This is a genomic window from Stenotrophomonas sp. YJH_SMC_94-11 (assembly GCF_059370435.1).
In genome coordinates this window covers 67,759-92,375 of record NZ_JCAFTR010000002.1, presented here as the reverse complement: position 1 = coordinate 92,375, position 24,617 = coordinate 67,759, and the positions used below count along the sequence as shown (strand labels likewise).

At 68.2% G+C, this 24,617-nt stretch carries 22 protein-coding genes and 1 pseudogene; 8 read left to right on the top strand and 15 right to left on the bottom strand.

Features of this window, described 5'->3' with window-relative positions:
* The first annotated feature begins 102 nt into the window (after positions 1-102).
* Genes yidD through AC5P74_RS04665 form a run of 3 tightly spaced genes read left to right on the top strand, consistent with a single transcriptional unit; the run spans position 103 to position 2,553 of the window.
* A complete protein-coding gene (gene yidD, locus AC5P74_RS04675; RefSeq protein WP_005417723.1) occupies positions 103-357 on the top strand; it encodes a membrane protein insertion efficiency factor YidD in 255 nt (84 codons plus the stop codon).
* Position 358: 1 nt separating this feature from the next.
* Positions 359-1,705, top strand: coding sequence for a dihydroorotase (locus tag AC5P74_RS04670; protein WP_053500532.1), 1,347 nt, complete (start codon positions 359-361; stop codon positions 1,703-1,705).
* Positions 1,705-2,553 carry a M23 family metallopeptidase gene (locus tag AC5P74_RS04665; protein ID WP_053500534.1) on the top strand — a complete coding sequence of 283 codons (849 nt, stop codon included), beginning with the start codon at positions 1,705-1,707 and terminating at the stop codon, positions 2,551-2,553. Before AC5P74_RS04670 ends, AC5P74_RS04665 begins: the two co-directional genes overlap by 1 nt.
* Before the next feature lie 87 nt (positions 2,554-2,640).
* Here AC5P74_RS04665 and AC5P74_RS04660 read toward each other — a convergent pair whose 3' ends face one another.
* From AC5P74_RS04660 to efp, 5 genes are all read right to left on the bottom strand, one after another.
* Positions 2,641-3,345, bottom strand: a complete 705-nt coding sequence (locus tag AC5P74_RS04660; RefSeq protein ID WP_065196619.1) for a squalene/phytoene synthase family protein — start codon at positions 3,343-3,345, stop codon at positions 2,641-2,643.
* An 11-nt stretch (positions 3,346-3,356) separates the two neighbouring features.
* On the bottom strand, positions 3,357-4,052 hold the full coding sequence (locus AC5P74_RS04655; protein WP_188248792.1) for a phosphoglycolate phosphatase: 696 nt from the start codon (positions 4,050-4,052) through the stop codon (positions 3,357-3,359).
* A complete protein-coding gene (gene ubiG / locus AC5P74_RS04650; protein WP_053500538.1) occupies positions 4,049-4,765 on the bottom strand; it encodes a bifunctional 2-polyprenyl-6-hydroxyphenol methylase/3-demethylubiquinol 3-O-methyltransferase UbiG in 717 nt (238 codons plus the stop codon). Before ubiG ends, AC5P74_RS04655 begins: the two co-directional genes overlap by 4 nt.
* Before the next feature lie 24 nt (positions 4,766-4,789).
* A complete protein-coding gene (locus AC5P74_RS04645; protein WP_053500540.1) occupies positions 4,790-6,133 on the bottom strand; it encodes a TRZ/ATZ family hydrolase in 1,344 nt (447 codons plus the stop codon).
* A 205-nt stretch (positions 6,134-6,338) separates the two neighbouring features.
* On the bottom strand, positions 6,339-6,905 hold the full coding sequence (gene efp, locus AC5P74_RS04640) for an elongation factor P (protein WP_005410381.1): 567 nt from the start codon (positions 6,903-6,905) through the stop codon (positions 6,339-6,341).
* A 96-nt stretch (positions 6,906-7,001) separates the two neighbouring features.
* On the opposite strand from efp, the gene epmB reads away from it, so the two are divergent.
* Entirely contained in the window at positions 7,002-8,042 is a 1,041-nt protein-coding gene (epmB, locus tag AC5P74_RS04635) for an EF-P beta-lysylation protein EpmB (RefSeq protein ID WP_111176194.1), read from the top strand.
* Between the two features lie 67 nt (positions 8,043-8,109).
* Here the strand turns inward: epmB and AC5P74_RS04630 are convergent, their stop codons facing one another.
* The 3 genes from AC5P74_RS04630 to AC5P74_RS04620 all read right to left on the bottom strand — a co-directional run bounded on the left by AC5P74_RS04630 (position 8,110) and on the right by AC5P74_RS04620 (position 11,984).
* Entirely contained in the window at positions 8,110-10,236 is a 2,127-nt protein-coding gene (locus tag AC5P74_RS04630; protein ID WP_005417742.1) for a putative bifunctional diguanylate cyclase/phosphodiesterase, read from the bottom strand.
* Positions 10,233-11,108 carry a phosphate/phosphite/phosphonate ABC transporter substrate-binding protein gene (locus AC5P74_RS04625; RefSeq protein ID WP_346608008.1) on the bottom strand — a complete coding sequence of 292 codons (876 nt, stop codon included), beginning with the start codon at positions 11,106-11,108 and terminating at the stop codon, positions 10,233-10,235. The genes AC5P74_RS04630 and AC5P74_RS04625 overlap by 4 nt, the downstream gene beginning before the upstream one ends.
* 105 nt (positions 11,109-11,213) lie before the next feature.
* On the bottom strand, positions 11,214-11,984 hold the full coding sequence (locus AC5P74_RS04620) for an RNA methyltransferase (protein ID WP_065178241.1): 771 nt from the start codon (positions 11,982-11,984) through the stop codon (positions 11,214-11,216).
* Positions 11,985-12,104: 120 nt separating this feature from the next.
* Here AC5P74_RS04620 and AC5P74_RS04615 point away from each other — a divergent pair, with 120 nt between their 5' ends.
* Positions 12,105-12,932: an inositol monophosphatase family protein gene (locus AC5P74_RS04615; RefSeq protein ID WP_005417749.1), complete on the top strand. Its 828-nt coding sequence runs from the start codon at positions 12,105-12,107 to the stop codon at positions 12,930-12,932.
* 686 nt (positions 12,933-13,618) lie between these two features.
* Here the strand turns inward: AC5P74_RS04615 and htpX are convergent.
* On the bottom strand, positions 13,619-14,485 hold the full coding sequence (gene htpX / locus AC5P74_RS04610) for a protease HtpX (protein WP_005417751.1): 867 nt from the start codon (positions 14,483-14,485) through the stop codon (positions 13,619-13,621).
* Positions 14,486-14,578: 93 nt separating this feature from the next.
* Between htpX and gluQRS the strand changes: the two are divergent.
* The 3 genes and pseudogenes from gluQRS to phaR form a co-directional block, all read left to right on the top strand.
* Positions 14,579-15,493, top strand: a pseudogene (gluQRS, locus tag AC5P74_RS04605) (tRNA glutamyl-Q(34) synthetase GluQRS); the annotation flags it as partial.
* Between the two features lie 24 nt (positions 15,494-15,517).
* Positions 15,518-16,258, top strand: a complete 741-nt coding sequence (gene phbB, locus AC5P74_RS04600; protein WP_005417754.1) for an acetoacetyl-CoA reductase — start codon at positions 15,518-15,520, stop codon at positions 16,256-16,258.
* Positions 16,259-16,440: 182 nt separating this feature from the next.
* The gene (gene phaR, locus AC5P74_RS04595; protein ID WP_005417756.1) at positions 16,441-16,974 is read left to right on the top strand and encodes a polyhydroxyalkanoate synthesis repressor PhaR; all 534 of its coding nucleotides are present in this window, start codon (positions 16,441-16,443) and stop codon (positions 16,972-16,974) included.
* Positions 16,975-17,048: 74 nt separating this feature from the next.
* On the opposite strand, the gene AC5P74_RS04590 is transcribed toward phaR, so the two are convergent.
* The 6 genes from AC5P74_RS04590 to AC5P74_RS04565 all read right to left on the bottom strand — a co-directional run bounded on the left by AC5P74_RS04590 (position 17,049) and on the right by AC5P74_RS04565 (position 24,616).
* Positions 17,049-18,017 (bottom strand): TraB/GumN family protein, encoded by a 969-nt coding sequence (locus AC5P74_RS04590; protein WP_495204850.1) that lies wholly within the window; start codon positions 18,015-18,017, stop codon positions 17,049-17,051.
* A gap of 2 nt (positions 18,018-18,019) precedes the next feature.
* Positions 18,020-18,949: a DUF1684 domain-containing protein gene (locus AC5P74_RS04585; RefSeq protein WP_495204851.1), complete on the bottom strand. Its 930-nt coding sequence runs from the start codon at positions 18,947-18,949 to the stop codon at positions 18,020-18,022.
* 11 nt (positions 18,950-18,960) lie between these two features.
* On the bottom strand, positions 18,961-20,862 hold the full coding sequence (gene mutL / locus AC5P74_RS04580) for a DNA mismatch repair endonuclease MutL (RefSeq protein WP_032954348.1): 1,902 nt from the start codon (positions 20,860-20,862) through the stop codon (positions 18,961-18,963).
* 139 nt (positions 20,863-21,001) lie between these two features.
* Positions 21,002-22,570: an N-acetylmuramoyl-L-alanine amidase gene (locus tag AC5P74_RS04575; RefSeq protein ID WP_495204852.1), complete on the bottom strand. Its 1,569-nt coding sequence runs from the start codon at positions 22,568-22,570 to the stop codon at positions 21,002-21,004.
* Between the two features lie 82 nt (positions 22,571-22,652).
* Positions 22,653-23,135 carry a tRNA (adenosine(37)-N6)-threonylcarbamoyltransferase complex ATPase subunit type 1 TsaE gene (gene tsaE / locus AC5P74_RS04570; protein WP_053500618.1) on the bottom strand — a complete coding sequence of 161 codons (483 nt, stop codon included), beginning with the start codon at positions 23,133-23,135 and terminating at the stop codon, positions 22,653-22,655.
* A complete protein-coding gene (locus AC5P74_RS04565; protein ID WP_053500620.1) occupies positions 23,132-24,616 on the bottom strand; it encodes a bifunctional ADP-dependent NAD(P)H-hydrate dehydratase/NAD(P)H-hydrate epimerase in 1,485 nt (494 codons plus the stop codon). The genes tsaE and AC5P74_RS04565 overlap by 4 nt, the downstream gene beginning before the upstream one ends.
* Position 24,617: the final 1 nt, after the last annotated feature.

The following is a 24,617-nucleotide window of genomic DNA, read 5'->3' as shown; positions in this document are numbered from 1 at the left end:
ACCCGCGGGTGCTGGTACCGGTCGCAGGCCATCGGCGACATGCGACCAACGGCCCATCCTGCACAAATGCGGCCTTCATGCCAACTGGCATAAGATGACTGGGTGATCTCGCGCCTGCTCATTGCCCTGCTGCGCTTCTACAAGCGCTTCATCAGCCCCCTGCTGGGGCCGCGCTGCCGTTTCGTGCCGAGCTGTTCTGAATACGCGATGGATGCCATCTCCCGGCACGGGCCGCTGCGCGGCAGCTGGCTGGCTGCGCGCAGGCTGGGCCGCTGCCATCCGTTCCACCCCGGCGGCTTCGATCCGGTGCCCGAATCCACCCACGCCCCCTCTTGCCGTTGCACAGGAAAACACTGACATGTCCTCCACCCTCATCACCAACGCCCGGATGGTCAACGAAGGCCGCACCTTCGACGGCGACCTGCGCATCGAGAACGGCCGCATTGCGCAGATCGGCAACGGGCTGGCGCCGCGCGACGGCGAGCAGGTGGTGGACGCCGCCGGGCGCTGGCTGCTGCCCGGCATGATCGACGACCAGGTGCATTTCCGCGAACCGGGCCTGACCCACAAGGGTGACATCGCCAGCGAATCGGCCGCGGCCGTGGCCGGTGGCCTGACCAGCTTCATGGACATGCCCAACACCAACCCGCCGACGCTGGATTCGACCATCCTGGAAGCCAAGTACGAGCTCGCGCGCGGCCGCGCCTGGGCCAATTACGGCTTCTACCACGGCGCCAGCAATGACAACCTGGAAGCGATCCGTGCGCTGGACCCGAAGAAGGCGCCCGGCGTGAAGGTGTTCATGGGTGCTTCGACCGGCAACATGCTGGTCGACAACCCGGAAACGCTGGACGCGATCTTCCGCGAATGCCCGACCCCGATCATCACGCACTGCGAAGACACGCCGATGATCGATGCCAACCTCAAGGCCTTCCAGGAAAAGTACGGCGATGCGCTGACCCCGGACATGCACCCGGACATCCGTTCGCGCGAAGCCTGCATCAAGTCGACGCGCCTGGCGATGTCGCTGGCACGCAAGCACGGCACCCGCCTGCATGTGCTGCACATCTCCACCGCCGATGAGCTGGCGCTGTTCGAGAAGGGCCCGCTGATCCGCGCCGATGGCAGCCGCAAGCAGATCACCGCCGAAACCTGCGTGCACTTCCTGCACTTCGCGCGTCCGGACTACGCGACCAAGGGCAACCTGATCAAGTGCAACCCGGCAATCAAGGAAGTGTCCGACCGCGAGGCAATCACCGCTGCGTTGGCCGATGACGTGCTGGACGTGCTGGCCACCGACCACGCGCCGCACACCTGGGAAGAGAAGCAGAAGCCCTACGCGCAGGCACCGTCGGGCCTGCCGCTGGTGCAGTACGCGCTGGTGGCCGCGCTGGAGCGGGTGCACGAAGGCAAGCTGACCCGCGAGCAGGTGGTGCAGAAATTCGCACATGCGCCGGCGCAGCTGTTCGACGTGGAAGAACGCGGCTTCCTGCGCGAAGGCTACTTTGCCGACCTGGTGCTGGTGGAGGACGTGCCGTTCACCGTCAAGCGCGAGGACGTGCTGTCCAAGTGCGGCTGGTCGCCGTTCGAGGGCACCACTTTCCGCTCGCGCATCGCCTCCACCTGGGTCAACGGCCAGCAGGTGTGGGACGGCAGCAAGCTGGTGGGTGAACCCGCCGGCCAGCGCATGACCTACGACCGCTGATGCGTTCGGCACTGATGCTCGGGGCGCTGCTGCTGGCCGCGCCCCTGTTTTCCACTTCCCCGGCGCAGGCGCAGGATGGCATCGGCAGCCTGATCGACAGCCGCGTGGTGTTCCCGGCCAGTGCGTCGCAGGGCGCGCTGGTGATCGGCAAGGTACCCGCCGGCAGTCGCGTGCAGTATGCCGGCCGCCAGCTGCGGGTAAGCGGCTACGGCAGCGTGGTGTTCGGCATCGGCCGCGACGAGAAGGGTCCGCTGCGCGTACAGGTGCAACGCCCCGATGGTGGCAGCGAGACCGCGACCATCGCGGTGACGCCGCGCGACTGGCCCACCGAGCGGGTCAACGGGGTGCCACCGAAGACGGTCAATCCGCCGGCGGCGATCGCCGAGCGGATCAAGCGCGAACAGGCGCAGGTGACCGCCGCACGTGCCCGCGATGACGACCGCACCGACTTCACCCAGACCTTCATCTGGCCGGTACAGGGCCGCATCAGCGGCCGCTTCGGCAATGCACGCGTCTACAACGGGCAGCCGGGGGCCGGTCACTCCGGCATGGACATCGCGGTGCCGACCGGCACCCCGGTGAAGGCGCCGGCGGCCGGCATCGTGACCTTCGCCGGTCCGGACCTGTACCTGACCGGTGGCACGCTGCTGCTCGACCACGGCTTCGGGGTCAGCTCCAACTTCCTGCACCTTTCGCGCATCGACGTAAAAGTTGGCGACCGTGTGGAGCAGGGCCAGGTGATCGCTGCCGTCGGCGCCACCGGCCGTGCCACCGGCCCGCACCTGCACTGGGGCATGAACTGGTTCGACACCCGCATCGACCCGTTGCTGGTGCTGGAACGCAAATAACGGTAGTGCCGGCCGCTGGCCGGCAACCGCATGAATTCTGCAGTGCCCGAGCTGCCGGCCAGCGGCCGGCACTACCAGACAGTTGGATCAACCGCGCGCGGCCCACCACACGCGCAGCAACGTGCGCACCGGGGTGGCTTCGATTGGCTTGCCTGCGGCCTGCGCGGCAACGCGTGCGCGCGCCAGGCTCGACCACACGCGCCGCGGGCGCGGACCCGGCACGCGGCTGCCCCATCCTTTCAACAGGTACTGGGCCCAGCGCTGCGCGGCCGTGCTGGAATCCTCATCCAACAGGCTGCGCGGCACACCGGCCACGCCGGCGTCCTGCAGGCGCTGGGCCAGGGTCTGCAGCTGCACCGCACGACCGGCGCCGGTGCGCGGCTTGTCGGCAAACAAGGCCGCTTCCACTGCGGCCACGGCGTCGGCGTAATTGGCCAGCGCACGCTCGGCACCGGCTGCATCCAGCGCAACGGTACGCGCTTCAACGAGGTCCGGCAGTGCTTCGGCCAGTTGCACCCACGGCGCACGCACCGGCTCCAGCAGACGGCCCAGCGGATGGCGCGAACGATGCCCTGCCCAGCTGCGCAGCTCCTCGCCCCACCACGCCAGCTTGGCATCGGCGGGCAGCGGATCGCCGCTGGTGTTGAGCATGTCGTCGAACTCCTGCAGCAGCGCAAACCACGCCACTGCGAGCTCGCGTTGCGGTTCGGCCACGAACGGGGCGGCCACCGACCATTCCGGCCAACGGCTGCGCCACTTGTCGAGGAAACTGTCCAGCGCGGTACTGCTCACTACGGGATTCCTTACGGCTGGGCCGGGGCTGCCGGCCGGGTCGGCCAGAGACTGGCCAGTTGCAGAAGTTCAGCGTTCTCGACCAGCACGTCGGCCTGCCAGGCCAGCGGATCGTCGCTGTGCAGGCGGTAGCCCCACAGCGCCGCCACCGACGGCATCGCGGCAGCACGTGCAGCGATGATGTCGCGCTCGTCATCACCCACGTACACGCAGTCTTCGGCGGCCATGCCAATGGCCTGCGCAGCGTGCAGCAGTGGAAGCGGGTGCGGCTTGCGCTCGGCCAGGCTGTCACCGCCGACCAGCACCGCGCATCGCTGCTGCCAACCATGCTGCGGCAGGATCAGGCGCGCCAGGTACTCCGGCTTGTTGGTGACGATGCCCCATACCGTACCGGCCTCATCCAGCGCGGCGAGCATGCCGGCCACGCCGTCGAACAGCACCGCGTGCTGGCCGATCAGCGCTTCGTAGCGCTGCAGGAATTCCGGGATCAATGCATCGCGCGCAGCGGCATCCAGGTCCGGGAAAGCGGCCCCGACCATCGCGCGCGAGCCCTTGGAGACCACCGGCCGCAGCTGCGCCGGATCGACCGCTGCCCGGCCCCGCTCGGCCAGCATCGCATTGCAGGTGGCGACGAAGTCCGGCGCGCTGTCCAGCAACGTGCCATCCAGGTCGAACAGCACCGCACGCGGGAAGCGGGCGGAGGTCATGCCGGCTTGACCGCGTAGGCCAGGTAGTTGATGTCGGTGCGGCTGCTCAGGCGGGCATGGTTGCGCCACGGCTCGTAGGCCATGCCGCTGACATCCACCAGCTGCAGGTCGGCCTCGCGCAGCCAGCGCGCCAGCTCGGCCGGCTTGATGAATTCCTGGTAGTGGTGGGTGCCCCTGGGCAGCAGCCGCGCCACGTACTCGGCGCCGACAATCGCCACCGCGAAGGCGGCCGCGGTGCGGTTGATGGTCGACAGGAACAGGTGGCCGCCCGGCTTCAGCAGGCGCTTGCAGGCGTCGATGATCGCGCCCGGGTCTGGCACGTGCTCGAGCATTTCCATGCAGGTGAGCACATCGAAACTGCCCGGCTGCTCGGCGGCCAGATCCTCGGCGGCCTGCACGCGGTAGTCGACCTTGGCGCCGCTTTCCAGCGCATGCAGGCGCGCGACCTTCACCAGTTCCGGGGCCAGGTCGATGGCGGTGACGTCGGCGCCGGCCTGCGCCAGTGCTTCGCTCAGCAGTCCGCCACCGCAGCCGATGTCGAGCACGCGCGCGCCACGCAACGGCACGCGGTCGGCGACGTACTTCAGGCGCACCGGGTTCAGCGCATGCAGCGGCTTCTGCGGGCCGTCAGCATCCCACCAGCGGTTGGCCAGCGCGGCGAACTTGTCCAGCTCGGCCTGATCGAAATTGGAGGAAGCGTGGGGGGCAGTCATGAGGGGTCCTTGCGGCGCCGGGGGTCAGGCGCGGATATGACGGATACGCTCGCGCCACTGGCGCGCGTTGGCGATGATGCCCGGCAGGTCCATGCCGACCAGCTCGCGCTGCACCAGCTTCGGCTTGCCGGCGATCCAGACGTCGCTGACCTGCTGGCGGCCGGTGGCATACACCAGCTGCGACAGCACGTTGTGCAGCGGCTGGGTTTCCAGCGCCGACAGGTCGACACAGACCAGGTCGGCCTGCTTGCCGACTTCGATCGAACCGATGCGGTCAGCAAAGCCCAGCGCACGGGCACCGCCCAGCGTCGCTGCGCGCAGCGTGGTGGCCGCGTCCAGCGCGGTGGCATCATCGGCCACGGCCTTGGCCAGGATCGCTGCGGTACGGTTCTCGCTGAACATGTCCAGATCGTTGTTGCTGGCGCAGCCATCGGTGCCGATCGCCAGGTTCACACCGGCGCGCTGCAGGGCGCAGGCCGGGCAGAAGCCGGAGGCCAGCTTCAGGTTCGATTCGGGGCAATGCACGACGCTGACGCCGCGTTCGGCGCACAGGTGGATTTCCGCATCGGTCAGCTGGGTCATGTGCACCGCGATCAGGCGGTCGTTGACCAGGCCAAGGCGATCCAGCCGCGCCAGCGGGCGCTGGCCGTGCAGCTTGATCGAATCGTTGATCTCCTGCGCGGTCTCGTGAGTGTGCAGGTGCACCTGCATGTCGAGCTGGTCGGACAGCATACGCACCCGCTCGAAGTTGGCATCGTTGACCGTGTACGGCGCATGCGGCGCGAACGCGGTCCCGATCAGCGGATCGGTGCGCCACTGGTCGTGCAGTTCGCCAGCCTTGGCGAAGTATTCGTCATCGGTCCTGGCCCAGGCGGTGGGGAAATCGATGATGACCGCGCCGACCAGCGCGCGGAAACCGTGCTTCTTGTAGACCGCGGCCTGCACGTCGCCGAAGAAGTAGTTCTCGTTGGCGCAGGTGGTACCGCCGCGCAGCATCTCGGCGATGGCCAGGGTGGTGCCGTCGGCCACGAATTCCGGCCCGATCACGGCCGCTTCCACCGGCCAGATGTGCTGCTGCAGCCAGGTCATCAGCGGCAGGTCGTCGGCGACGCCGCGCAGCAGGGTCATCGGGTTGTGCGTGTGCGCGTTGACCAGGCCCGGCATCAGCGCCGACTCGGGGCGGCTGACCACCTGCGCGGCACGGAAGCGTGCGCGCGCCTCGGCACGCGGCAGGATGGCCACGATCTCGCTGCCACGCACGGCAACGGCATGGTCTTCCAGCACCACCGCATGCGGCTCGATCGGAACGACATGACCAGCTTCGATGAGCAGGTCGCAGGCTTCGGGGAGGTGCGGGCTATCGCTCATGCGGGCTCACTGGCTGGGGGGCGGCGAGATACTTCTGGGGACACGCCCCTGGGTCAGGGGCTGCCGCGAAGCGGCGGGGTCTGGAGACCCGTGAAGCGGGGCCCATGATCTGCCGAAGCAGATCATGGGAGCGCCAGCGCGAATGCGCTGGCGCGTGTCCGAGCATGGCTCGGCTCTACAGCAAGGTCGGCCTGCGGCCGGAACCTTATTTGACGCGTGCGGAGTATTCGCCCGAACGGGTGTCAACGCGGATCACTTCGTCCTGGTTGACGAACAGCGGCACGCGGACCACGGCACCGGTTTCCAGGGTGGCCGGCTTGCCGCCGCCGCCCGAGGTGTCGCCACGGACGCCCGGATCGGTTTCGGTGATCTTCAGTTCGACGAAGTTCGGCGGCTGAACGAAGATCGGCTCGCCGTTCCACAGGGTGACCACGCAGGACTCTTCGCCCTTCAGCCACTTCTCGGCGCCGCCCATGCCGGCCTTGGTGGCCTGGACCTGTTCGAAGGACTCCGGGTCCATGAAGTGCCAGTACTCGCCGTCGCTGTACATGAAGTTCATGTCGGTATCGACGACGTCGGCTGCATCCAGCGAGTCGGTCGACTTCATGGTCACTTCCTGGGTACGGCCGTCCTTGATCAGGCGGTACTTCACGCGGGTGAAGGCCTGGCCCTTGCCCGGCTTGACGTATTCGGTGTCGATGATGACGGCCGGTTGGTTGTTGACCAGGATCTTCATCCCGTTCTTGACGTCGTTCATGCCGTAGCTGGCCATGCGTAAACTCCTGAGTGGCAGAAACGCCGCGGGTGCGGCGAGCCGTTAGAATGGAAAGCCCACCGGATGCCGGTGGGCGACTGTTTTTCTGCCCCCATGATAACCGCAGGCCCCCTCTCCATGCAGCTTTCCGCCTTCCCCCGGCCCCAGTCGCCAGGCGCGCCCGCGCGCTGGCAGCAGCTCTGGCGCCAGGCGCTGCGCGACCCGCACGCCCTGCTGGCCCGGCTGCAGCTGGACCCGGCGGCGCTGGGTGTCTCGGAGGCGGCCATGGACCAGTTCGCATTGCGCGTGCCCGAGGGCTTCGTGGCCCGCATGCGCGTGGGCGATGCGGCCGACCCGCTGCTGCGCCAGGTGCTGCCGATCGACGAGGAAATGCGCCCGGCGCCCGGGTTCAGCTTCGACGCGGTGGGCGATGGTGCCGCCAAGAAGGCTACCGGGGTGATCCAGAAGTACCGTGGCCGTGCCCTGCTGGTCGCCACCGGCAGCTGCGCGATCAACTGCCGCTACTGCTTCCGCCGCCACTTCGACTATGCCGCGGAAAACGCTGCCAAGGGCGGCTGGCAGGAGGCCGTAGCCGCCATCGCGGCCGACCCGGACATCGATGAGGTGATCCTGTCCGGCGGTGACCCGTTGTCACTGGCCACGCACAAGCTGGTCGAGCTGACCGACGCCCTGCGCGCGATTCCGCATATCCGCCGCCTGCGCATCCATACCCGGCTGCCGATCGTGCTGCCGGAACGCGTGGACGATGAACTGGTGTGCTGGCTGGGCAGCCTGCCATGGCCGCTGGCGATCGTGGTCCACGCCAATCACGCCAATGAATTCGACGCCAGTGTGGACGCGGCGATGGCCCGCCTGCGCGGCGTCGGCGCCCAGCTGCTGAACCAGGCGGTACTGCTGCGCGGGGTCAACGACAGCGTGCAGGCCCTGCAGGACCTGAGCGAGCGCAGCTTCGCCGCTGGCGTGCTGCCCTACTACCTGCACCAGCTGGACCGGGTCGAAGGCGTGGCCCACTTCGAAGTGGATGATGCCCAGGCCAAGGCGCTGATTGCCGGCCTGACCGCACGCCTGTCCGGCTATCTGATTCCGAAACTGGTGCGCGAGCTGCCGGGCGACCCGAGCAAGCGCCCGCTGTAATCCGGGGGCGGGGTCAGATCCCTTTTCCTGCGGAAAAGGGATCTGACCCCAGGACAACGGCAGCAGGTCAGAGGCCCGATTCGATCATCCGCACCACTTCGGTGGCGGTCACCGGGTGGCTCAGCCAGTAGCCCTGGCCAAGATCGCAGCCGCGCTGCACCAGCAGTTCGAACTGCGCCTGCTGCTCGATGCCCTCGGCCACCACGGTGATGCCCAGTGCGTGGGCCATGGCGATGATCGCCGTGGTCAGCGCCAGATCGTCGGGATCGCGCTGCATGTCGGCCACGAAGCTCTTGTCGATCTTCACGCCGTCCACCGGTACCTGCCGAAGATGGCTGAGACCGGAGAAGCCGGTGCCGAAATCGTCCAGCCAGACCTTCACGCCGGTGCGGTGCAGCTTGTCCAGCAGCTGCGCGGCGACCATTTCGTCGCCGATCACCGCGGTTTCGGTCAACTCCAGGTGCAGGCGCGACGCCGGCAGCCCGGACTCGTGCAGGCACTGCGCGACCAATGCCGGCAGTTCACCGCCGCGCAGCTGCCGCGGCGACACATTCACCGACACGAACAGATCATCGCCGCCCGCCCCGCGTGGCCACTGCGAGGCTTCCATGCAGGCCGCACGCAGCACCTTCGGCCCGATGAGCTCGATCAGCCCGCTCTGCTCGGCCACTTCGATGAACACCGACGGCGGAATCGTGCCCAAGGTCGGATGCTGCCAGCGCAGCAGCACTTCCACGCCGACCATGCGGCGATCGCGCATGCGGAAGATCGGCTGGTAGGCCAGGCGCAGCTCGCCGCGCTCCCAGGCCCCGCGCAGCTCCTGCTCCATGTGCACGCGGCGCTCGACCGCGTGGTCCATCGCACGGCTGTAATAGCGGTAGCAGTTCTTGCCGGCCATCTTGGCCTGGTACATGGCGATGTCGCCGTTCTTCAGCAGCGTGGTCGCATCGGCGGCATCATCCGGGAACAGGGTCACGCCGATCGAAGTGCCCAGGAACAGTTCCCGGCCCTGCACCACCAGCGGCTTGCCCAGCTCGCGTACCAGCACTTCGGCCAGCAGCCGTGCGTTGGCCGCCACGTCGCCATCACCGACCAGGATCACGAACTCGTCGCCACCAAAGCGGGCCAGCAGGGCTTCATCGCCACCGGCCTCGGTAACCGCACTGCCGATGCGCTGCGCGAACTGCAACAGCGCTTCGTCACCGGCCTCATGGCCCAGGGTGTCGTTGACGCGCTTGAAATCGTCGATATCGGCAAACAGCAGGCCCAGCCGATGATTGGATGCGCGCGCGGCCATCAGGCGATGGTCCAGCGCTTCCCGGAATGCCAACCGGTTGGTCAGCCCGGTCAGTGCATCGGTATAGGCCATGCGCCGCACCTCGCGATCATGGCGGGCGATGGCATCGCGCATGCGGGCGAAGCCGCGCACCAGCTCGCCGACTTCGTCGTCGCGGGTGTTCTCGGCCAGCGGCGCCTGGTAGTCACCAGCCTCGATGCGGCGCGCCGCAGCGGCCAGGTCCCGGATCGGCGCCACCAGGGTGCGCTGCACGTACAGGATCACCACCACGCCGATCACCACCAGCAGGCCCAGCATCAGCAGCAGCCAGCCCAGGTGGCGGCTGCCGACCTGCTGCAGGCGCTCGCCCAGCGTGGCATTGGCGGCCTGTTCGCGCTGCTGCACCTCGTCCAGCGCCATGCCGACGCGGACGCCGCCGATGCGCTGGTTGCCGACCATGATCGGCATGGTGTTGTCGAGTACCTTGGGCGATTCCTGCACCACCAGCGCCTGCGCCACCGCGGCCTTGGGGGCCAGCGGGTCGGTCATCGGCTGGCCGAAGCCGGACACCTCGATCGAGCCGTCGTGCACCAGCCGGCCACGTTCGTCGAACACCAGCACATAGCGCACGACCGGCTGCCGTGCGGTGCTGCGCACCAGCGCACCGACCTGGTCCAGGTCGCGGTAGTACAGCGGGTTGGCCAGCGCGTCGGACAGCTCGCGCGCCATCGCTTCGCCGCGGCTGCGCACGCTGCGGTCGAACAGTTCATGGATGACGCCACCACTGAGGTTGCGCACCTCGCCCTGCATCGCCGCCTGCCGCCCCAGCAACACCGCCAGGATCGCCACCACCACGACCATCGCCCCGCCCATCGCGAGCAGGAACCGGGCCTGCATTCCCGAGCCGAGCCACTTCATTCCACTTCCATCCGCACGCGCGTCAATCCTTGTTTCAATTCATCCAGCCGCTGCTGCGCATGCGCATCGACGCGGTGGAAACCGGAAGTGCCGAAAAACCGATGCAGCGCCCCCTGTGCCTGCGGGTCGCTGGCCGCCCGCAGCAGGACGTCCTGCAGCCGGTCACGTACCCGCGGGTCAAGGTCGGCGCGAACCATTTCCACCGCCCGTGGGTAGGGTTCGGTGCGCAGCAGTTCGCGAAAGTCGCGCCGGAATGCCGTCGGCATCCGTCGCTCGTCATTCCAGTCCACGCTGCTCACCGCCCCCACTTCGACCATGCCCTTGTGCACGAACGTGGCGATGTTCAACTCGCTACGTGCGAACACGTACCCCACGCTGTCCCGGCCCGGCACGTCCCACACACCGGCCAGGATCTGCGGCGCCAGCCCCTCCTGCAGCAGCGTCATCACCGGCACCAGGTAGGCACTGGTGGACGCCGTGTTCTGCAGCGCCAGGCGATGCCCGCGCAGGTCCTGGATCCGCTGGATCGGACTGTCGCGACGCACGAAGAACACGGTCTGGTACTCACGCACGCCATTGCGCTCGGTCAGCAGCAGCGGCCGCGCGCCACTGCGCTGGCCCAGTGCCACCGCCGTACCCGACGTTTCCGTGACCCAGTCGACCCGCCCCCGCCGCAGATAGCTGGCCATCTGCTGCGGGTCGCGTGCCATCAGGATCCGCCCTTCGGTGATGCCGACGTCGTGCATGCGTGCCACCACATAGTCCAGCAACGGTTGCAGCTGCTCGTAATGGGCCTTGGGATCATCGCTGATCCGGCCCAGCACCAGCACCCCGTCCGCTGCCGCATGTACCGTCCCGGCCAGCAGGATCATGACCAGGCTCAGCAGTCCCCTCTGCACTGCCCTTCGCAGACCCGACACAGGCTTCATCCCCCCCCTGGGTATCCGGACAGACTACCCGAAAAAATGAGAACGTCGTCAGCCGTCCTTGTTGCCCGCCTGTGCCAGCCGCGCCATCCGCTGGGTGTCGGCAAGGATGCCGCGCAACAGGCGCACTTCCTGCTCGCTCGGCTCGCTGCGCAGGAACAGCCGGCGCAGCTTGCGCATCGCCGATTCCGGCGCGCGGCCCTTGTGGAAATCGATCTCGTCCAGGGTGTCGCCAAGCTGGGCGAAGAAACTCTCCATCTGTTCATGGCTTGCTGCCTGTTCGCGGAAACCGGGCTCGGCGTCCGCGGCCGGCTGCGCGCCCAGCAGCTGCATGCGTGTCTCATAGGCCAGCACCTGCACGGCGGCCGCCAGGTTGAGCGAGCTGAACGCCGGATCGGACGGGATGTGCACCGCCGCGTGGCAGAGCTGCAGTTCTTCGTTGGTCAGGCCAGTGCGCTCACGGCCGAACACCAGCGCCACCTCGGCGCCCTCTCCCGCCTTGGCCACCGCACGAGCGGCGGCATCGGCCGGCAGGTACTCCTCCAGCTGCACGCGGCGGGCACGCGCGGTGCAGCCCAGCACCAAGCGGCAATCGGCCACGGCCTCGGCCAGGGTGGCGACCACCGGGGCGTCCCCCAGCACATCTTCGGCACCGGCAGAGCGGCGGAAGGCCTCCTCGTCCAGCGGTTTCTCGGGGGCGACCAGCACCAGGCGGGCCAGGCCCATGGTCTTCAGGGCACGGGCGGCGGCGCCCATGTTGCCGGGGTGCTGGGTACCGACCAGGACGAATCGGAGGCGGGTGGCGGCGGGAAACTGGGACATGAACAGGGAAAAGGTCGAGCTGGACGATGACCAATGGTAAACTGTGCGGCCGGCCACTGCGCCGGACCCGCTCTTTTCCCCCGCCAGTCCATCTCTTCTGCCTTTCCGGGAGCCCACGCCATGCAGAAACCCGCCGTCACCGTCATGGTCAAGGCCGCCCGCCTCGCCGGCAACGTCCTGTTGCGCAACATCAACAAGCTCGAGGCACTGAACGTGGTGCAGAAGGGCCGGATGGACTACGCCAGCGAAGTGGATGCGGACGCGGAAAAGGTCATCGTCAAGGAACTCAAGCGCGCCTACCCGGACTACGGCATCTTCGGTGAAGAAGGTGGCGTGCAGGGCGAGCGCCGCCAGATGTGGGTCATCGACCCGCTGGACGGCACCAGCAACTACCTGCGTGGCGTGCCGCACTACTGCGTGTCGATCGCGCTGGTCGAGAACGGCGAGCCGACCGATGCGGTCATCTTCGACCCGCTGCGCAATGAACTGTTCACCGCCAGCCGGGGTGCCGGCGCCGTGCTGAACGACCGCCGCATCCGCGTGGCCGACCGCAAGGACCTGGAAGGCACGATGATCCACACCGGTTTCGCCCCGCGCGAGCGCAGCCGCGCCAGCGCCCAGCTGAAGGCGGTCGACGCCCTGCTGGTGCACGGTGAGGACATCCGCCGCACCGGTTCGGCGGCACTGGACCTGGCCTACGTGGCCTGCGGCCGTGCCGATGCCTACTTCGAAGCCGGCGTGAAGGCGTGGGACATCGCCGCCGGCCTGCTGCTGGTCCGCGAGGCGGGCGGCAAGGTCTGTGACTTCAAGGGCGCGACCCTGGGCCGCATGGACAACCGTGGCCCGGAAACCCACCAGATCGTGGCCGGCAACCTGAAGGTGGCCGAGTCGCTGCAGAAGGTACTGGTCAACACCGGTTACGCGGCGGAGTTCGACGCGAAGTTCTGAGATTCCGTGTAAAGCGGTTCATGGAGACGGCGCCTGCGAGGGTGCCGTTTTCGTTTGCGCGCCGATGCATTGGTGGCGCCGGGTACGACCTGGCGAGAGTCGTTTCGGCGACCGCGGAGGGGTGTCACTTTCTTTGCTCGTGCAAAGAAAGTAACCAAAGAAACACGCCGCCGGGGCGCGAGCCGATGCTGCGCATCGGTACCCTGCGCTCCTCGGCCCGTCGAGGGGCGGTGCGGGAACTCGCTGCGCTCAGACACCCGCACCTCTTCGCCCTCGCCGGACCTGCGGTGCTCAGCTCGCTCAAGGCGGACCCAAGGTCAAATGCCACAACGGCACCCGGTTGATCCATGCTACGCGTGGATGCTGTTGCTCTTGATCTTGACCTTCCAGTCCGCCTTGAGCGAGCCGAGCATCGCAGGGGAATCAGGGGCGAAGAGGCGCCGGTGTTTGAGCGCAGCGAGTTCGGCGCCGTCCCCTGATTCGCCGAGAAGCGCAGGGCACCGGCGTGCGCAGCACGTCGGCTCGCGGCCGGCGGAGCGTTTCTTTGGTTACTTTCTTTGCGCGCAAAGAAAGTGACACCCCTCCGCGGTCGCGGAAATGATCCCGGCACCACCAATGCGTGCGCGCACATACAAAAACGCCCGGCGCGAGGCCAGGCGTTCCTGCACTACCTTGAAAGCAGAAGCTTACGCCGCCGTCGACGCCCGCAGCGCGGCGATGCGCTCTTCCAGCGGCGGGTGGCTCATGAACAGCTTCTTCGCCGTCGAACCGGAAATGCCGAAGGCGGCAATCTGGGTCGGCAACGTGCTCTGGCCGTGGTTGAGCTGCAGCCGCTCCAGCGCAGCGATCATCTTCTGGCGACCGGCCAGCGAGGCACCGCCGGCGTCGGCGCGGAACTCGCGGTGGCGTGAGAACCACATCGAGATCATCGTGGCGAACAGGCCGAACACCATCTCCAGCACGAACACGATGATGTAGTAAGCGAAGCCACGGCCGCCGCCTTCGCGGTTGCCCGACAGCGCGCTGTCGATGATGCCGCCGACCACGCGGGCCAGCACGATCACGAAGGTGTTCAGCACGCCCTGCAGCAGCGCCATGGTGATCATGTCACCATTGGCGACGTGGGCGATCTCGTGGCCCAGCACCGCTTCAGCCTCGTCCTCGCTCATGTTGTGCAGCAGGCCGGTGGACACCGCCACCAGCGCGTTGTTGCGGTTGGCGCCGGTGGCGAAGGCATTGATCTCCGGGCCGTCATAGACCGCCACTTCCGGCATGCCGATGCCGGCGGCCTTGGCCTGGCGCTCGACCGTGGCCAGCAGCCAGCGCTCGGTCTGGTTGCGCGGCTCAGTGATCACCACCGCACCGGTGGAGCGCTTGGCCATCCACTTGGACAGCAGCAGCGAGATGAAGGAGCCACCGAAACCGAAGATGCCGGCCATCACCAGCAGGCCGCTCATCGAACGCGCGTCCACGCCCAGGATCGACATGACGATGCCGGCCAGGATCAGGACCGCGAGGTTGGTCGCCAGGAACAGGGCAATACGGGTGAACATGGGAAAATCCGGCTCGGAAGGGGTCGATATCCGTCAATTTGCGGTGCGCTCAGCTTGAATTCAAGCGCCAACCTGACCGACGATTCAGCCTGCATGACCGCCATTGTTCCCTGCGGCCGCTTCGCGCCCTCGCCGACCGGCCTGCTCCACCCCGGATCCCTGCTTGCCGCCTTCGGCAGCTGGCTGCTGGCCCGCCACCACGGCGGCCTGTGGCGGCTGCGCATCGAAGACGTTGACCCGCCGCGTACCGTACCCGGCGCCGCGCAGTCACAGCTGCAGGCACTGGCTGCGTTCGGCCTGGTCCACGACGGCCCGGTCCTGTGGCAGAGCGCTCGAGGCGAGGCCTACCAGGCCGCGCTGGACGTGTTGCTGGCCAGCGACCAGGCTTTCATCTGCCACTGCAGCCGCAGCGAACTGGCTGCCAGCGGCGGCATCCACCACCGCTGCGTTGCGCGGCAGCCGCGACCGGATCCTGCCGTCCGCTTCCGCGTACCGCCCGGCAACCTGGTCCGCTTCGACGATGGCCTGCGTGGCCCGCAGCAGCAGGACGTACATGCCGAAGTCGGCGACTTCGTGCTGCGCCGTGCCGACGGCTGCTGGGCCTACCAGCTCGCGGTGGTGGTCGACGACGCCGCGCAGGGGGTGACCGAAGTGGTGCGCGGCGCCGATCTGCTCGATTCCACCGCGCGGCAGATCCTGCTGCAGCAGGCGCTGGGCCTGGCCGTGCCGCGCTACTGGCACCTGCCGCTGCTGCTAGACGCCCCCGGCCACAAACTGTCCAAGTCGCTGGCGTCGCTGCCGGTGGACAGTACACGGCCGGTGCCGGTACTGCGCGCACTCTGGCAGCTGCTGGGCCAGGCCCCTGCCGCACTGGACGGCGCCGATGACCGGGATGCGCTGCTGCACACTGCGCAACGGGCATTCGACCCGGCCCGACTGCCGCGGACCGACATCCTGTTGCCGGCCGGCGCACTTTCCGCGCCGATGTTGCAGAATCCCCCCTTCCCCCACCTGATTCCCGGACAGCATTCCATGACATCTCGCGTCGCACTGGTCACCGGCGGAACCGGCGGCATCGGTACCGCCATCTGCCAACGCCTGGCCGACCAGGGCCACCGGGTCGCCACCAATTACCGCGACGAGGACAAGGCCCGCGCATGGCAGCAGGCGATGACCGAGCGCGGCTACAGCGTGTCGATCTTCCCGGGCGATGTCTCCGATCCAGGCAGCGCCGAGGCGCTGGTGCGTGCGGTCGAGGCCGAGCTGGGCCCGGTCGAGATCCTGGTCAACAATGCCGGCATCACCCGCGACACGACGTTCCACCGCATGCGCGCGGACCAGTGGCACGATGTGATCAACACCAACCTCAATTCGGTGTTCAACGTCACCCGTCCGGTCATCGAAGGCATGCGGCGCCGCGGCTGGGGCCGGGTCATCCAGATCAGCTCGATCAACGGCCTGAAGGGCCAGTACGGCCAGGCCAACTACGCCGCGGCCAAGGCCGGCATGCATGGCTTCACCATTTCGCTGGCCCGCGAGAACGCCGGCTTCGGCATCACCGTGAACACCATTTCGCCCGGCTACGTCGCCACTGACATGGTGATGGCGGTTCCGGAGGACGTGCGCGCCAAGATCATCGCCGACATCCCCACCGGGCGCCTCGGCAAGCCGGAGGAAATCGCCTATGGCGTGTCCTTCCTGGTGGCCGAGGAAGCCTCGTGGATCACCGGTAGCAACCTGGACATCAACGGCGGCCACCACATGGGCTGGTAAGCCGCGCAGGGGCCGCTGCGGCATGCGCTGACGGCCCCTGCCGATGGTCATGCTGCGCAGCACGCAAACCCTTGCTGCGCAACATGATCGCCCCTGAAAGCCAAGCCTGGCGGGGGCTGGGGCGGTTGCAACCGCTGCTGCACTGCGCCATGCTGCGCGTCTACTGTGACGAGTACCGCTTCATGGCTGCGACCCGCATCATCAAGAAGTATCCGAACCGCCGTCTCTACGACACCGAGATCTCCAGCTACATCACCATCGAGGACGTGCGCCAGCTGATCCTGGACGGCGAAGACTTCGAAGTCCGCGACGCCAAGAGCGGCGACGACCTCACCCGTTCGGTCCTGCTGCAGATCATCGCCGACCAGGAACAGGACGGCGAACCGATGCTGTCGACCCAGCTGCTGAGCCAGCTGATCCGCTTCTACGGCGATTCCCTGCAGGGCTTCATGGGCAACTACCTGGAGCGCAGCATGCAGGTCTTCCTCGACCAGCAGCAGCAGTTCCGCCAGCAGATGGGCAACCTGCTGGGCCAGACCCCGTGGGCGATGATGAACCAGCTGACCGAGCGCAACCTGGAGCTGTGGCAGGAATTCCAGCGCAGCATGGGCAGCGGCTTCGGTGGCCCGCGCCCGGGCGGCACCGGAACGGGAACCGGCAACAAGCCCGGCGAACCCGGCACCGGTACCGGCACCGGCGGCAAGACCCGCCGCTGAGCTGCAGCAACGGCTGATACGAAAACGGCGCGCCCCTGGCGCGCCGTCTTGTTTGGCATCGCTCCAGCGGTGCGTCAGCGTTTGGCCTTGCACCCCGTGCACACGCGATCGACCTTGTAGCCCTTCGCCCTCAGCTTCTCGACCACGCCATCACTGCCCAGCAGGTGCAGCGTGCCGACCACCACCAGCGTACCGCCCTGCCCGGCCTGCAGGTACGGCTGCAGCTTCGGCACCCAGGCATCGTTGCGACCGGTGTTGATGCGCTGGTACAGCTGCGGATACTGCTGGCGCATCTCTGCCGCCATCTTGGTCCACAGCAGGCGATCGTCGCCGCGACGCCATGCATCATGCAGCAGCCGCGCCTGCTCATCTGCCTTGCCGGCCTGGTCCAGTGCTTCGGCCAGCATCTGCCGCTGCTCCTGCACCGTCATCCCGTCCAGCATGCCGATCTGGGTATCGATATCTTCCAGTCCCGCAGTCTTCCGGCCGCTCTTCTGCGCGCGTTCCATGAAGTGGCGGTCCAGGCCCAGCGCCGGGTCCAGGCCCAGCTTCTGCATCTGCCCGATCGAAATGCTCAGGCCGACGAACCAGGGCTTCATGCCCTGCATCTGCGCCAGCGGCAACTGGTTCTGGGCAGCAAAAGCCTGCAGCTTCTGCCAGGTGGCCGCATCCAGATCACGCTTCAGCTCGCTGCCATCGGTGCGGGTCGCAGCCTGCACCATGCGGCTGGCCAGCTGGGGCGATTGCATGTCTTCCGGCGACAGTTCGAACACCACCCGCTGCGAGGCTTCGAACGCCTGCTCGACGTCGGGCGACAGCGGGTAGTCCTGTGGCTTCAGCAGATGGAACGATCCCAGCAGGTACACGCGTGCATCGCCCGGGCCGGTGACTTTCCACAACAGGGGTACCGGCGGCTTGGCCGCGGTTGCGGCCGCGGCCGCGGCCGCAGCAGGGCTGGCCTGGCCATCGCGGGCCGTGGCCAGTGGCGCCACTGCGCAGGCCGCCAGCAACAGCGCGGTACGGAACAGGTGTTTGATCGGCATGGTCAGCCTTCTCCTTCAGGCAGGTGGTAGGCCTTCTCGCCCGCTTCCACGCGCAGGTCCAACCGGTTTTCCGGCGGCGCCAGCGGGCAGGTCGCGTAGGCGGTGAACGCGCACGGTGGGTTGTAGGCGTGGTTGAAATCGATGCGCACCGTGCCGTCTGCAGCGGGGGCATCGGTATCCAGATAGCGCCCGGCCGGATAGCTGCCGCGGCCGCTGGTGCGGTCGGCAAAGATCAGGAACAGTGGCTGCCCGGGCGCACCGATGGCCTCCAGGCGCCAGCTGCGGCCATCACGTTCGAACTCCACCGCACCGGCATTGGGCATCTCGGTGGTCAAGCCAGTGATGTCGATGATCGGCAAGGTCTTGCCCGGCGGATGCGCGATGAAGCGCGCCTGCACCTGCCAGTCCGCGCCGCCCGGCCAGTACTGCAGGCCTGCGAAATCACGCCGCGCAGGTGCCTCGGCATGCTTGACCCGCAGCGCGTCCCGTGGCCCCCGGCGGATGATGCTGAGCTGGCCCTTGCCGCCATCGAAGGCCAGCAGCGTCGGCTGCGCGTCCTTGTCGGTGTCGACGCGGATGCGGCCACGCACCGGCTGGCCGTCGTGGCTGACATCGACACCGGCTTCAGGCGTGAACCACCACTGCGTCCCTTCGCGACGCAGCAGGCCCAGCCTGTCCGGGCCAACCGTCAGGCGGATGCCGTTGGTGGCGCCGCTGCCAACGAAATGGGATTTGTTCTGCAGCCAGTGCAGGCCGACCAGGGCCGTCCAGCCATCGGGCCGGGTCAGGTCCTGGTAGCGCGCTACACGCCATTGCTGCTGCGCGGCCGCGTAGGCCGGATCTTCAGCGGCCGTCGGCGCCGGCGGTGTTGCCGGGCTGCAGGCGGCCAACACCACGGCGGCCAGCAGGCCCGCCATTCCCCGATAACGCATCGATGCTCCCCTCAACGTCCGCGCAGGAACCAGCGGTCGATCTCCGCCAGCGAAAAACGGGCCCAGGTCGGTCGGCCGTGGTTGCACTGGCCGGACCGTTCGGTGATTTCCATGTCGCGCAGCAGCGCGTTCATTTCCGGCACGGTCAGGCGCCGGTTGGCACGCACCGCGCCGTGGCAGGCCATGGTCGACAGCAGTTCGTCGCGTGCACTGGCCACGCGGCGGCTCTGGCCATGCTCGCGCAGGTCGGTCAGCACGTCGCGCAGCAGTCCTTCCGGTTCTGCATGCGCCAGCAGTGCCGGAATGCTGCGCACGTGCAGCGAACCGGGGCCGGCCCGGGTCACCTCGAAGCCGAGCGCCGCCAGTGTCTCGGCTTCGCTTTCGGCGGTGTCGGCCTCGCGCTCGCCCACCGCCAGCGTGATCGGCACCAGCAACGGCTGCGACTGCAGGCCGATGCCATCGTGCGCATTCTTCAGGCGCTCGTAGCCGATGCGTTCGTGGGCCGCATGCATGTCGACCACGATCAGGCCTTCAGCGTTCTCGGCCAGGATGTAGATGCCATGCAGCTGCGCGATCGCGTAGCCCAGTGGCGGTACACCCGCGTCGGCACTGGTCACCGGCAACCCGTTCTCGCTCGGCATCGGCGGCAACGCCGCTGCGCGTTCGACGCCGGCGGGCGCGGCGTACAGCGCGGCGTAGGCGGCCGGTGCATCGGCCACCTGCAGGCCCAGCGGCTGCTGCGGACGCCAGCCTGAAAACCCGCCACCACCACCTCCCGAGCCGGGCGCAGCCCCGCGCACCAGCCCGAACCCCGACGCGCCAGCGCTCGATGCCGTCGGGACGGCGGCGGCGTCCACCGGATGTGCGGGGCCGGCACCGATCTCCTGCGCCGACATGCCGGCACGGGTATCGGCCAGCGCATCCTTCAACGTGCGATAGACGAAATCGTGGACCAGCCGCGAATCGCGGAAGCGCACCTCGTGCTTGGCCGGATGCACGTTGACGTCGACGCGGGTCGGATCCAGTTCGAGGAACAGCACATAGGCCGGCTGGCGGCCGTGATACAGCACGTCGCCGTAGGCCATCTTCACTGCGTGGGCGACGCTGCGGTCACGCACTGAGCGACCGTTGACGTACAGGTACTGCTGGTCGGCGCTCGCGCGCGAATAATGCGGCTGCGCAATCCAGCCATGCAGGCGCAGGCCGGCGCCGCTGTGGTCCACGCGCACGGCCTGGTTGGCGAAATCCTCGCCCAGCGTTTCGGCAAGGCGCGCATCGGAATACAGATCGCCCGGCTTGTAGCGCCGCGAGGCCTTGCCGTTGTGCGACACGCGCAGCTCGACATCCGGCCGTGCCAGCGCCAGCGAACGCAGCCACTCTTCGATATGGCCCAGTTCGGTACGCTCGGCGCGCAGGAACTTGCGCCGCGCCGGCACGTTGTAGAACAACTCGCGCACTTCCACCGTGGTGCCCGGCGCATGCGCGCGCGGGGTCACCTCGCCGATCTTGCCGCCTTCGATCTGCAGTGCCGAACCGTGCTCGTCGTGCGCGCGCCGCGAGCACAGGGTGAAGCGGCTGACCGATGCGATCGACGGCAGCGCTTCTCCACGGAAACCGAGCGTGGCCACCGATTCGAGATCGTCAAGATCGGCGATCTTGCTGGTGGCATGGCGCGACACCGCCAGGGGCAACTGTTCTGGCGCGATGCCGCTTCCGTTGTCGCGGATGCGGATCAGGCGTACACCGCCTTCTTCCAGGTCGATGTCGACACGGCTGGCACCGGCATCGATCGCGTTCTCGACCAGTTCCTTGACCACCGACGCGGGCCGTTCGACCACTTCGCCGGCAGCGATCTGGTTGATGAGGATCTCCGGCAACGGCCGGATCGGGCGCGGATGGGTAGCAGACGTCATGCGGGGATGATAACGGAGGCTGCGCATGTAGAGTCGACTGTCAGTCGACTGCTCTTCGCCGGCCACCGAAACCCCCACACTGCGCGCGCAGTCGACTGACAGTCGACTCTACGGAAAGCAGTAACCCGCCTTCGGCGGCTTACTTGCTGCCGCCTGCCATGGTGGCTGCGGCGTCGATCTCGGCCTGCGCGCGGGCGGCATACAACGTGCCGGGCGGCGGTTGGCGGCTGAAGAAGGTGTGCACGCCATCCAGCACGGCGCCCGCCACCTTGCGCTGGTATGCCGGGTCCGTCAGGCGGCGCTCTTCATCCGGATTGGAAATGAATGCCGTTTCCACCAGCATCGCCGGCATGTCCGACGTGCGCAGCACCGCGAAGTTGGCGCGCTCGATGTTCGGCTTGTGGTTGTTGCCGATCCGCTTCAGGCCGCCCAGCACGTGGCCGGCCGCATCTTCGGACGCCTTCATGTAGCCGCTCTGGGCCAGGTCCAGCAGCACGTTGGCCAGGGTGCCTTCGGTCTGCTGCAGGCGCACCCCACCGACCAGGTCGGCCGCGTTTTCCTTGTCCGCCAGCCAGCGGGCGCGCTGCGAGGAGGCACCCTTGGTCGACAGAACGTACACCGACGAACCCGTGGCCGAACGGTTTTCAGCCGCATCGGCGTGGATCGAGATGAAAATGTCCGCCTTGTTCGCACGCGCCTTCTGCGCGCGCATCGGCAGCGGAATGAACACGTCGCTGTCGCGCGTCAGGTAGGCCTTCAGGCCCGGCGTGGCATTGACCTGGCGGGCCAGCTCACGCGCCACCGCCAGGGTGACATCCTTCTCGCGCTTGCCGGTCGGGCCGATCGCGCCCGGGTCCTGGCCACCATGACCGGGATCGATCGCCACCACCAGGTGGCGCATGCCGGGCTGCATGCGGATGCGCGATGCATCGCTGGGCATCGCCGGACGCGGCGGCTCGGCCGGCGTCGGCGCGGGTGTGGGGGCCGTTGCCGGCGGCGTGGTCACCACCGCAGCAGTGCGCTGGCCGGCAAGGATTGCAGCCGGCGAGGATGAAGGCGTGCTGCTGGCCGCGACGCCTGCCGCAGCAACCTGGGCCGGCGCGCTGGTCGGTGCGGGGGTCGGCGTGGCGGGTGCGGCGGCGCTGGCGCTGGCCTGCTGCTGCACCTGTGCGGTCAGCAGGGCGGTGGCCCGCGCAGCATCGGTGCGCGACTGCGCGTTCTCGGCCGGCGCGGGCGCGACTGAGCCCCCCACAGCGGCCGCCTGCGACTGCACCGCCGGTGGCGTCGCCGGGCGGCTGGTGGCCACGGCAGGGCCATCACCCGGCCATTCGATCACCAGCTTGGATTCATTGCCCTCGCGCTGCATCTGCGGACGGAACGGCGCCACCGATTCGGCAAGGTCGAAGACGACACGGAAAGTGCCCGGGACCGGCTGTCCGGTACGCACCGCCGTGACCACGCCCTGCGCGGCCGGCATCTTCAGGTTGCGTACGGCGCTGGAGTCGGGGAAATCGACCACCAGGCGGTTCGGGCCGGCCAGCGACAGGGTCTTGTAGCCGCCACTGCCGACCAGCGAGATCTCGGCACGGGTGCCGGTCGCGCCGGTGTTCAGCAGGACCTGGCGGACTTCACCCGCCCACGCAGTGACGCTCGCCAGACCCAGTCCGACGGCGGCACAGATGGCGATGAGACGGTTCCCCGGGCGCATGGCTCAGGATTCAATCACCGCGCTGAACGGAATGCAACACCTTTTTCCTTAATAATCCGTAACCTGCCGGTGTTTGTTCTCGTCAGCCGACAGAAATGGCCTGCAAGTCGCCCCCTTGAGGCAGCCGTTTCAGCCATTCATGCCCAACGTCGCTGCTCGCGGTGAGACTGGCGCGTCGCCCCTGTCCTTCGATCTCCAGTGCTACCACCAGGTCGGTCGGCGGCAGCGCGCCGGCGCCCCGTTCCGGCCATTCGACCAGCCACAAGACCGCGCTGCCCTCGTCCAGGCCGAGGAAATCCAGCTCACCGGCCTGGCCGATGCGATACAGGTCCAGGTGCCACGCCTCACCGCCACTGGCCAGCGGATAGCGCTCGACCAGGGTGTAGGTGGGGCTGCGGATCGCGCCCTGCACGCCCAGCGCCCGCAGCAGCGCGCGGGCCGTTGTGGACTTGCCGGCGCCCAGGTCGCCGCGCAGTTCGATCAGCGCCTGCGGCGGCCGGGTGGTCGCCAGCCACTGCCCGAGCAGTTCGGTGGCGTCGCTGTCGGCAAGGAAGAAATCGGTCATGGGAAGCGTTCCGGGTTGGCCAGTCGCCGCAACGGCGCCAGCAGATCAGTAGGAAGCAGGCCGCGTGCGCCGTCAGCGGCAGCCGCGTCGCCGGCCAGCGCATGCAGCAACGCGCCCGCCGCGCCGGCATCGAAGGCGGCCAGGCCCTGCGCGCGCAGGCCGGCGATGATGCCGGTGAGCAGGTCGCCCATGCCCCCCACGGCCATGCCGGGATTGCCGGCGGCGACCAACCGGGGCGTTTGCCCGGGCGCCGCCACGATGCTGCCGGCGCCCTTCAACACCACCACCGCGTGGAAACGCTCGGCGAGCGTCTGCGCACAGGCGTAGCGATCGGCCTGGATGTCGCTGGTGCTGCAGCCGAGCAGGCGTGCGGCCTCGCCCGGGTGCGGTGTGAGGACGGCGCCAGGCAAGGCACGCGGATCCTGCGCCAGCAGGTTCAGCGCGTCAGCATCGACCACCAGTGGTTTGGCGCTGGCCAGCACCCGCGCAAACAGTGCGCGCGCCCATTCGTCCTGGCCCAGACCGGGCCCGATCGCCACCACCTTTGCCCTGTCAAGCAATGCCGGCAGCGCCTCGCCGTCTTCCAGCGCGTGGGTCATCGCCTCGGGCAGGCGAGCCAGCAGTGGAGCGACGTGGTCGCGGCGGGTACCCAGGCTCAACAGCCCCGCCCCTGCGCGCAAGGCGGCCTCGGCTGCCATGGCGATGGCACCGCCGCTGCCATGGTTGCCGCCGACGCACAGCACGTGGCCGGATTCGCCCTTGTGGGTATTTGCGCGGCGCGGCGGCAACAGGGCCGGCAATCGTGCCTGCGCCCAGTACTCCACGGCAGGCGACACGCTTTGCCATGCGGCAGCGGGCAACTGCAGGGGTGCCAGGGCCTTGTGCCCGCAATGATCCAGCGCGTCGCCTGTGTACAGCCCGCGATGGGCCACGATGAACTGCAGGGTCAGCGCCGCGCGCACTGCCGCGCCAGGTATCGCACCGCGGTCGGCATCGACGCCACTGGGCACATCCAGGGCCAGCACAGGTGCCGCCTGCGCATTGATCGCAACGATCAGCGCCTGCGCCGCACCCTCCGGCGCGCGATCGAAGCCCAGCCCGAACAGGGCATCGACCCAGAGGTCGGCCTCGGGCAGCGCGCCGTCGAACTCGGTGATGGCGCCGCCGTCGGACCTGAACTCCGATGTTGCACGCTGCGCCAGCGCGGTCGATGGCGCCCTGCCCGGCAGGGCGATCACCCTCACCTCGCGTCCGGCCTGCAACGCGTGGCGAGCCAGCACAAGGCCGTCGCCGCCATTGTTGCCCGCACCGACCACCACGCCGATGCGCTGCGCCTGCGGCCAATGCTGCAGCAGGCACTGCCAGGCGGCCTGGCCGGCCTGCGCCATCAGTCCCCAGCCAGCATCCCCCGCCAGGGTGGACGCCTGGGCATCAAGCGCACGCGCGGCAGCGGAATCGAACAGATCGGCGAGGTTGGCCATG

Coding starts and splice junctions, on each gene's coding strand:
- AC5P74_RS04670 (WP_053500532.1), top strand. CDS start 359: ATGTCCTCCACCCTCATCACCAACGCCCGGATGGTCAACGAAGGCCGC.
- AC5P74_RS04665 (WP_053500534.1), top strand. CDS start 1,705: ATGCGTTCGGCACTGATGCTCGGGGCGCTGCTGCTGGCCGCGCCCCTG.
- AC5P74_RS04655 (WP_188248792.1), bottom strand. CDS start 4,052: ATGACCTCCGCCCGCTTCCCGCGTGCGGTGCTGTTCGACCTGGATGGC.
- ubiG (WP_053500538.1), bottom strand. CDS start 4,765: ATGACTGCCCCCCACGCTTCCTCCAATTTCGATCAGGCCGAGCTGGAC.
- AC5P74_RS04645 (WP_053500540.1), bottom strand. CDS start 6,133: ATGAGCGATAGCCCGCACCTCCCCGAAGCCTGCGACCTGCTCATCGAA.
- efp (WP_005410381.1), bottom strand. CDS start 6,905: ATGGCCAGCTACGGCATGAACGACGTCAAGAACGGGATGAAGATCCTG.
- epmB (WP_111176194.1), top strand. CDS start 7,002: ATGATAACCGCAGGCCCCCTCTCCATGCAGCTTTCCGCCTTCCCCCGG.
- AC5P74_RS04630 (WP_005417742.1), bottom strand. CDS start 10,236: ATGAAGTGGCTCGGCTCGGGAATGCAGGCCCGGTTCCTGCTCGCGATG.
- AC5P74_RS04625 (WP_346608008.1), bottom strand. CDS start 11,108: ATGATCCTGCTGGCCGGGACGGTACATGCGGCAGCGGACGGGGTGCTG.
- AC5P74_RS04620 (WP_065178241.1), bottom strand. CDS start 11,984: ATGTCCCAGTTTCCCGCCGCCACCCGCCTCCGATTCGTCCTGGTCGGT.
- AC5P74_RS04615 (WP_005417749.1), top strand. CDS start 12,105: ATGCAGAAACCCGCCGTCACCGTCATGGTCAAGGCCGCCCGCCTCGCC.
- htpX (WP_005417751.1), bottom strand. CDS start 14,485: ATGTTCACCCGTATTGCCCTGTTCCTGGCGACCAACCTCGCGGTCCTG.
- phbB (WP_005417754.1), top strand. CDS start 15,518: ATGACATCTCGCGTCGCACTGGTCACCGGCGGAACCGGCGGCATCGGT.
- phaR (WP_005417756.1), top strand. CDS start 16,441: ATGGCTGCGACCCGCATCATCAAGAAGTATCCGAACCGCCGTCTCTAC.
- AC5P74_RS04590 (WP_495204850.1), bottom strand. CDS start 18,017: ATGCCGATCAAACACCTGTTCCGTACCGCGCTGTTGCTGGCGGCCTGC.
- AC5P74_RS04585 (WP_495204851.1), bottom strand. CDS start 18,949: ATGCGTTATCGGGGAATGGCGGGCCTGCTGGCCGCCGTGGTGTTGGCC.
- mutL (WP_032954348.1), bottom strand. CDS start 20,862: ATGACGTCTGCTACCCATCCGCGCCCGATCCGGCCGTTGCCGGAGATC.
- AC5P74_RS04575 (WP_495204852.1), bottom strand. CDS start 22,570: ATGCGCCCGGGGAACCGTCTCATCGCCATCTGTGCCGCCGTCGGACTG.
- tsaE (WP_053500618.1), bottom strand. CDS start 23,135: ATGACCGATTTCTTCCTTGCCGACAGCGACGCCACCGAACTGCTCGGG.
- AC5P74_RS04565 (WP_053500620.1), bottom strand. CDS start 24,616: ATGGCCAACCTCGCCGATCTGTTCGATTCCGCTGCCGCGCGTGCGCTT.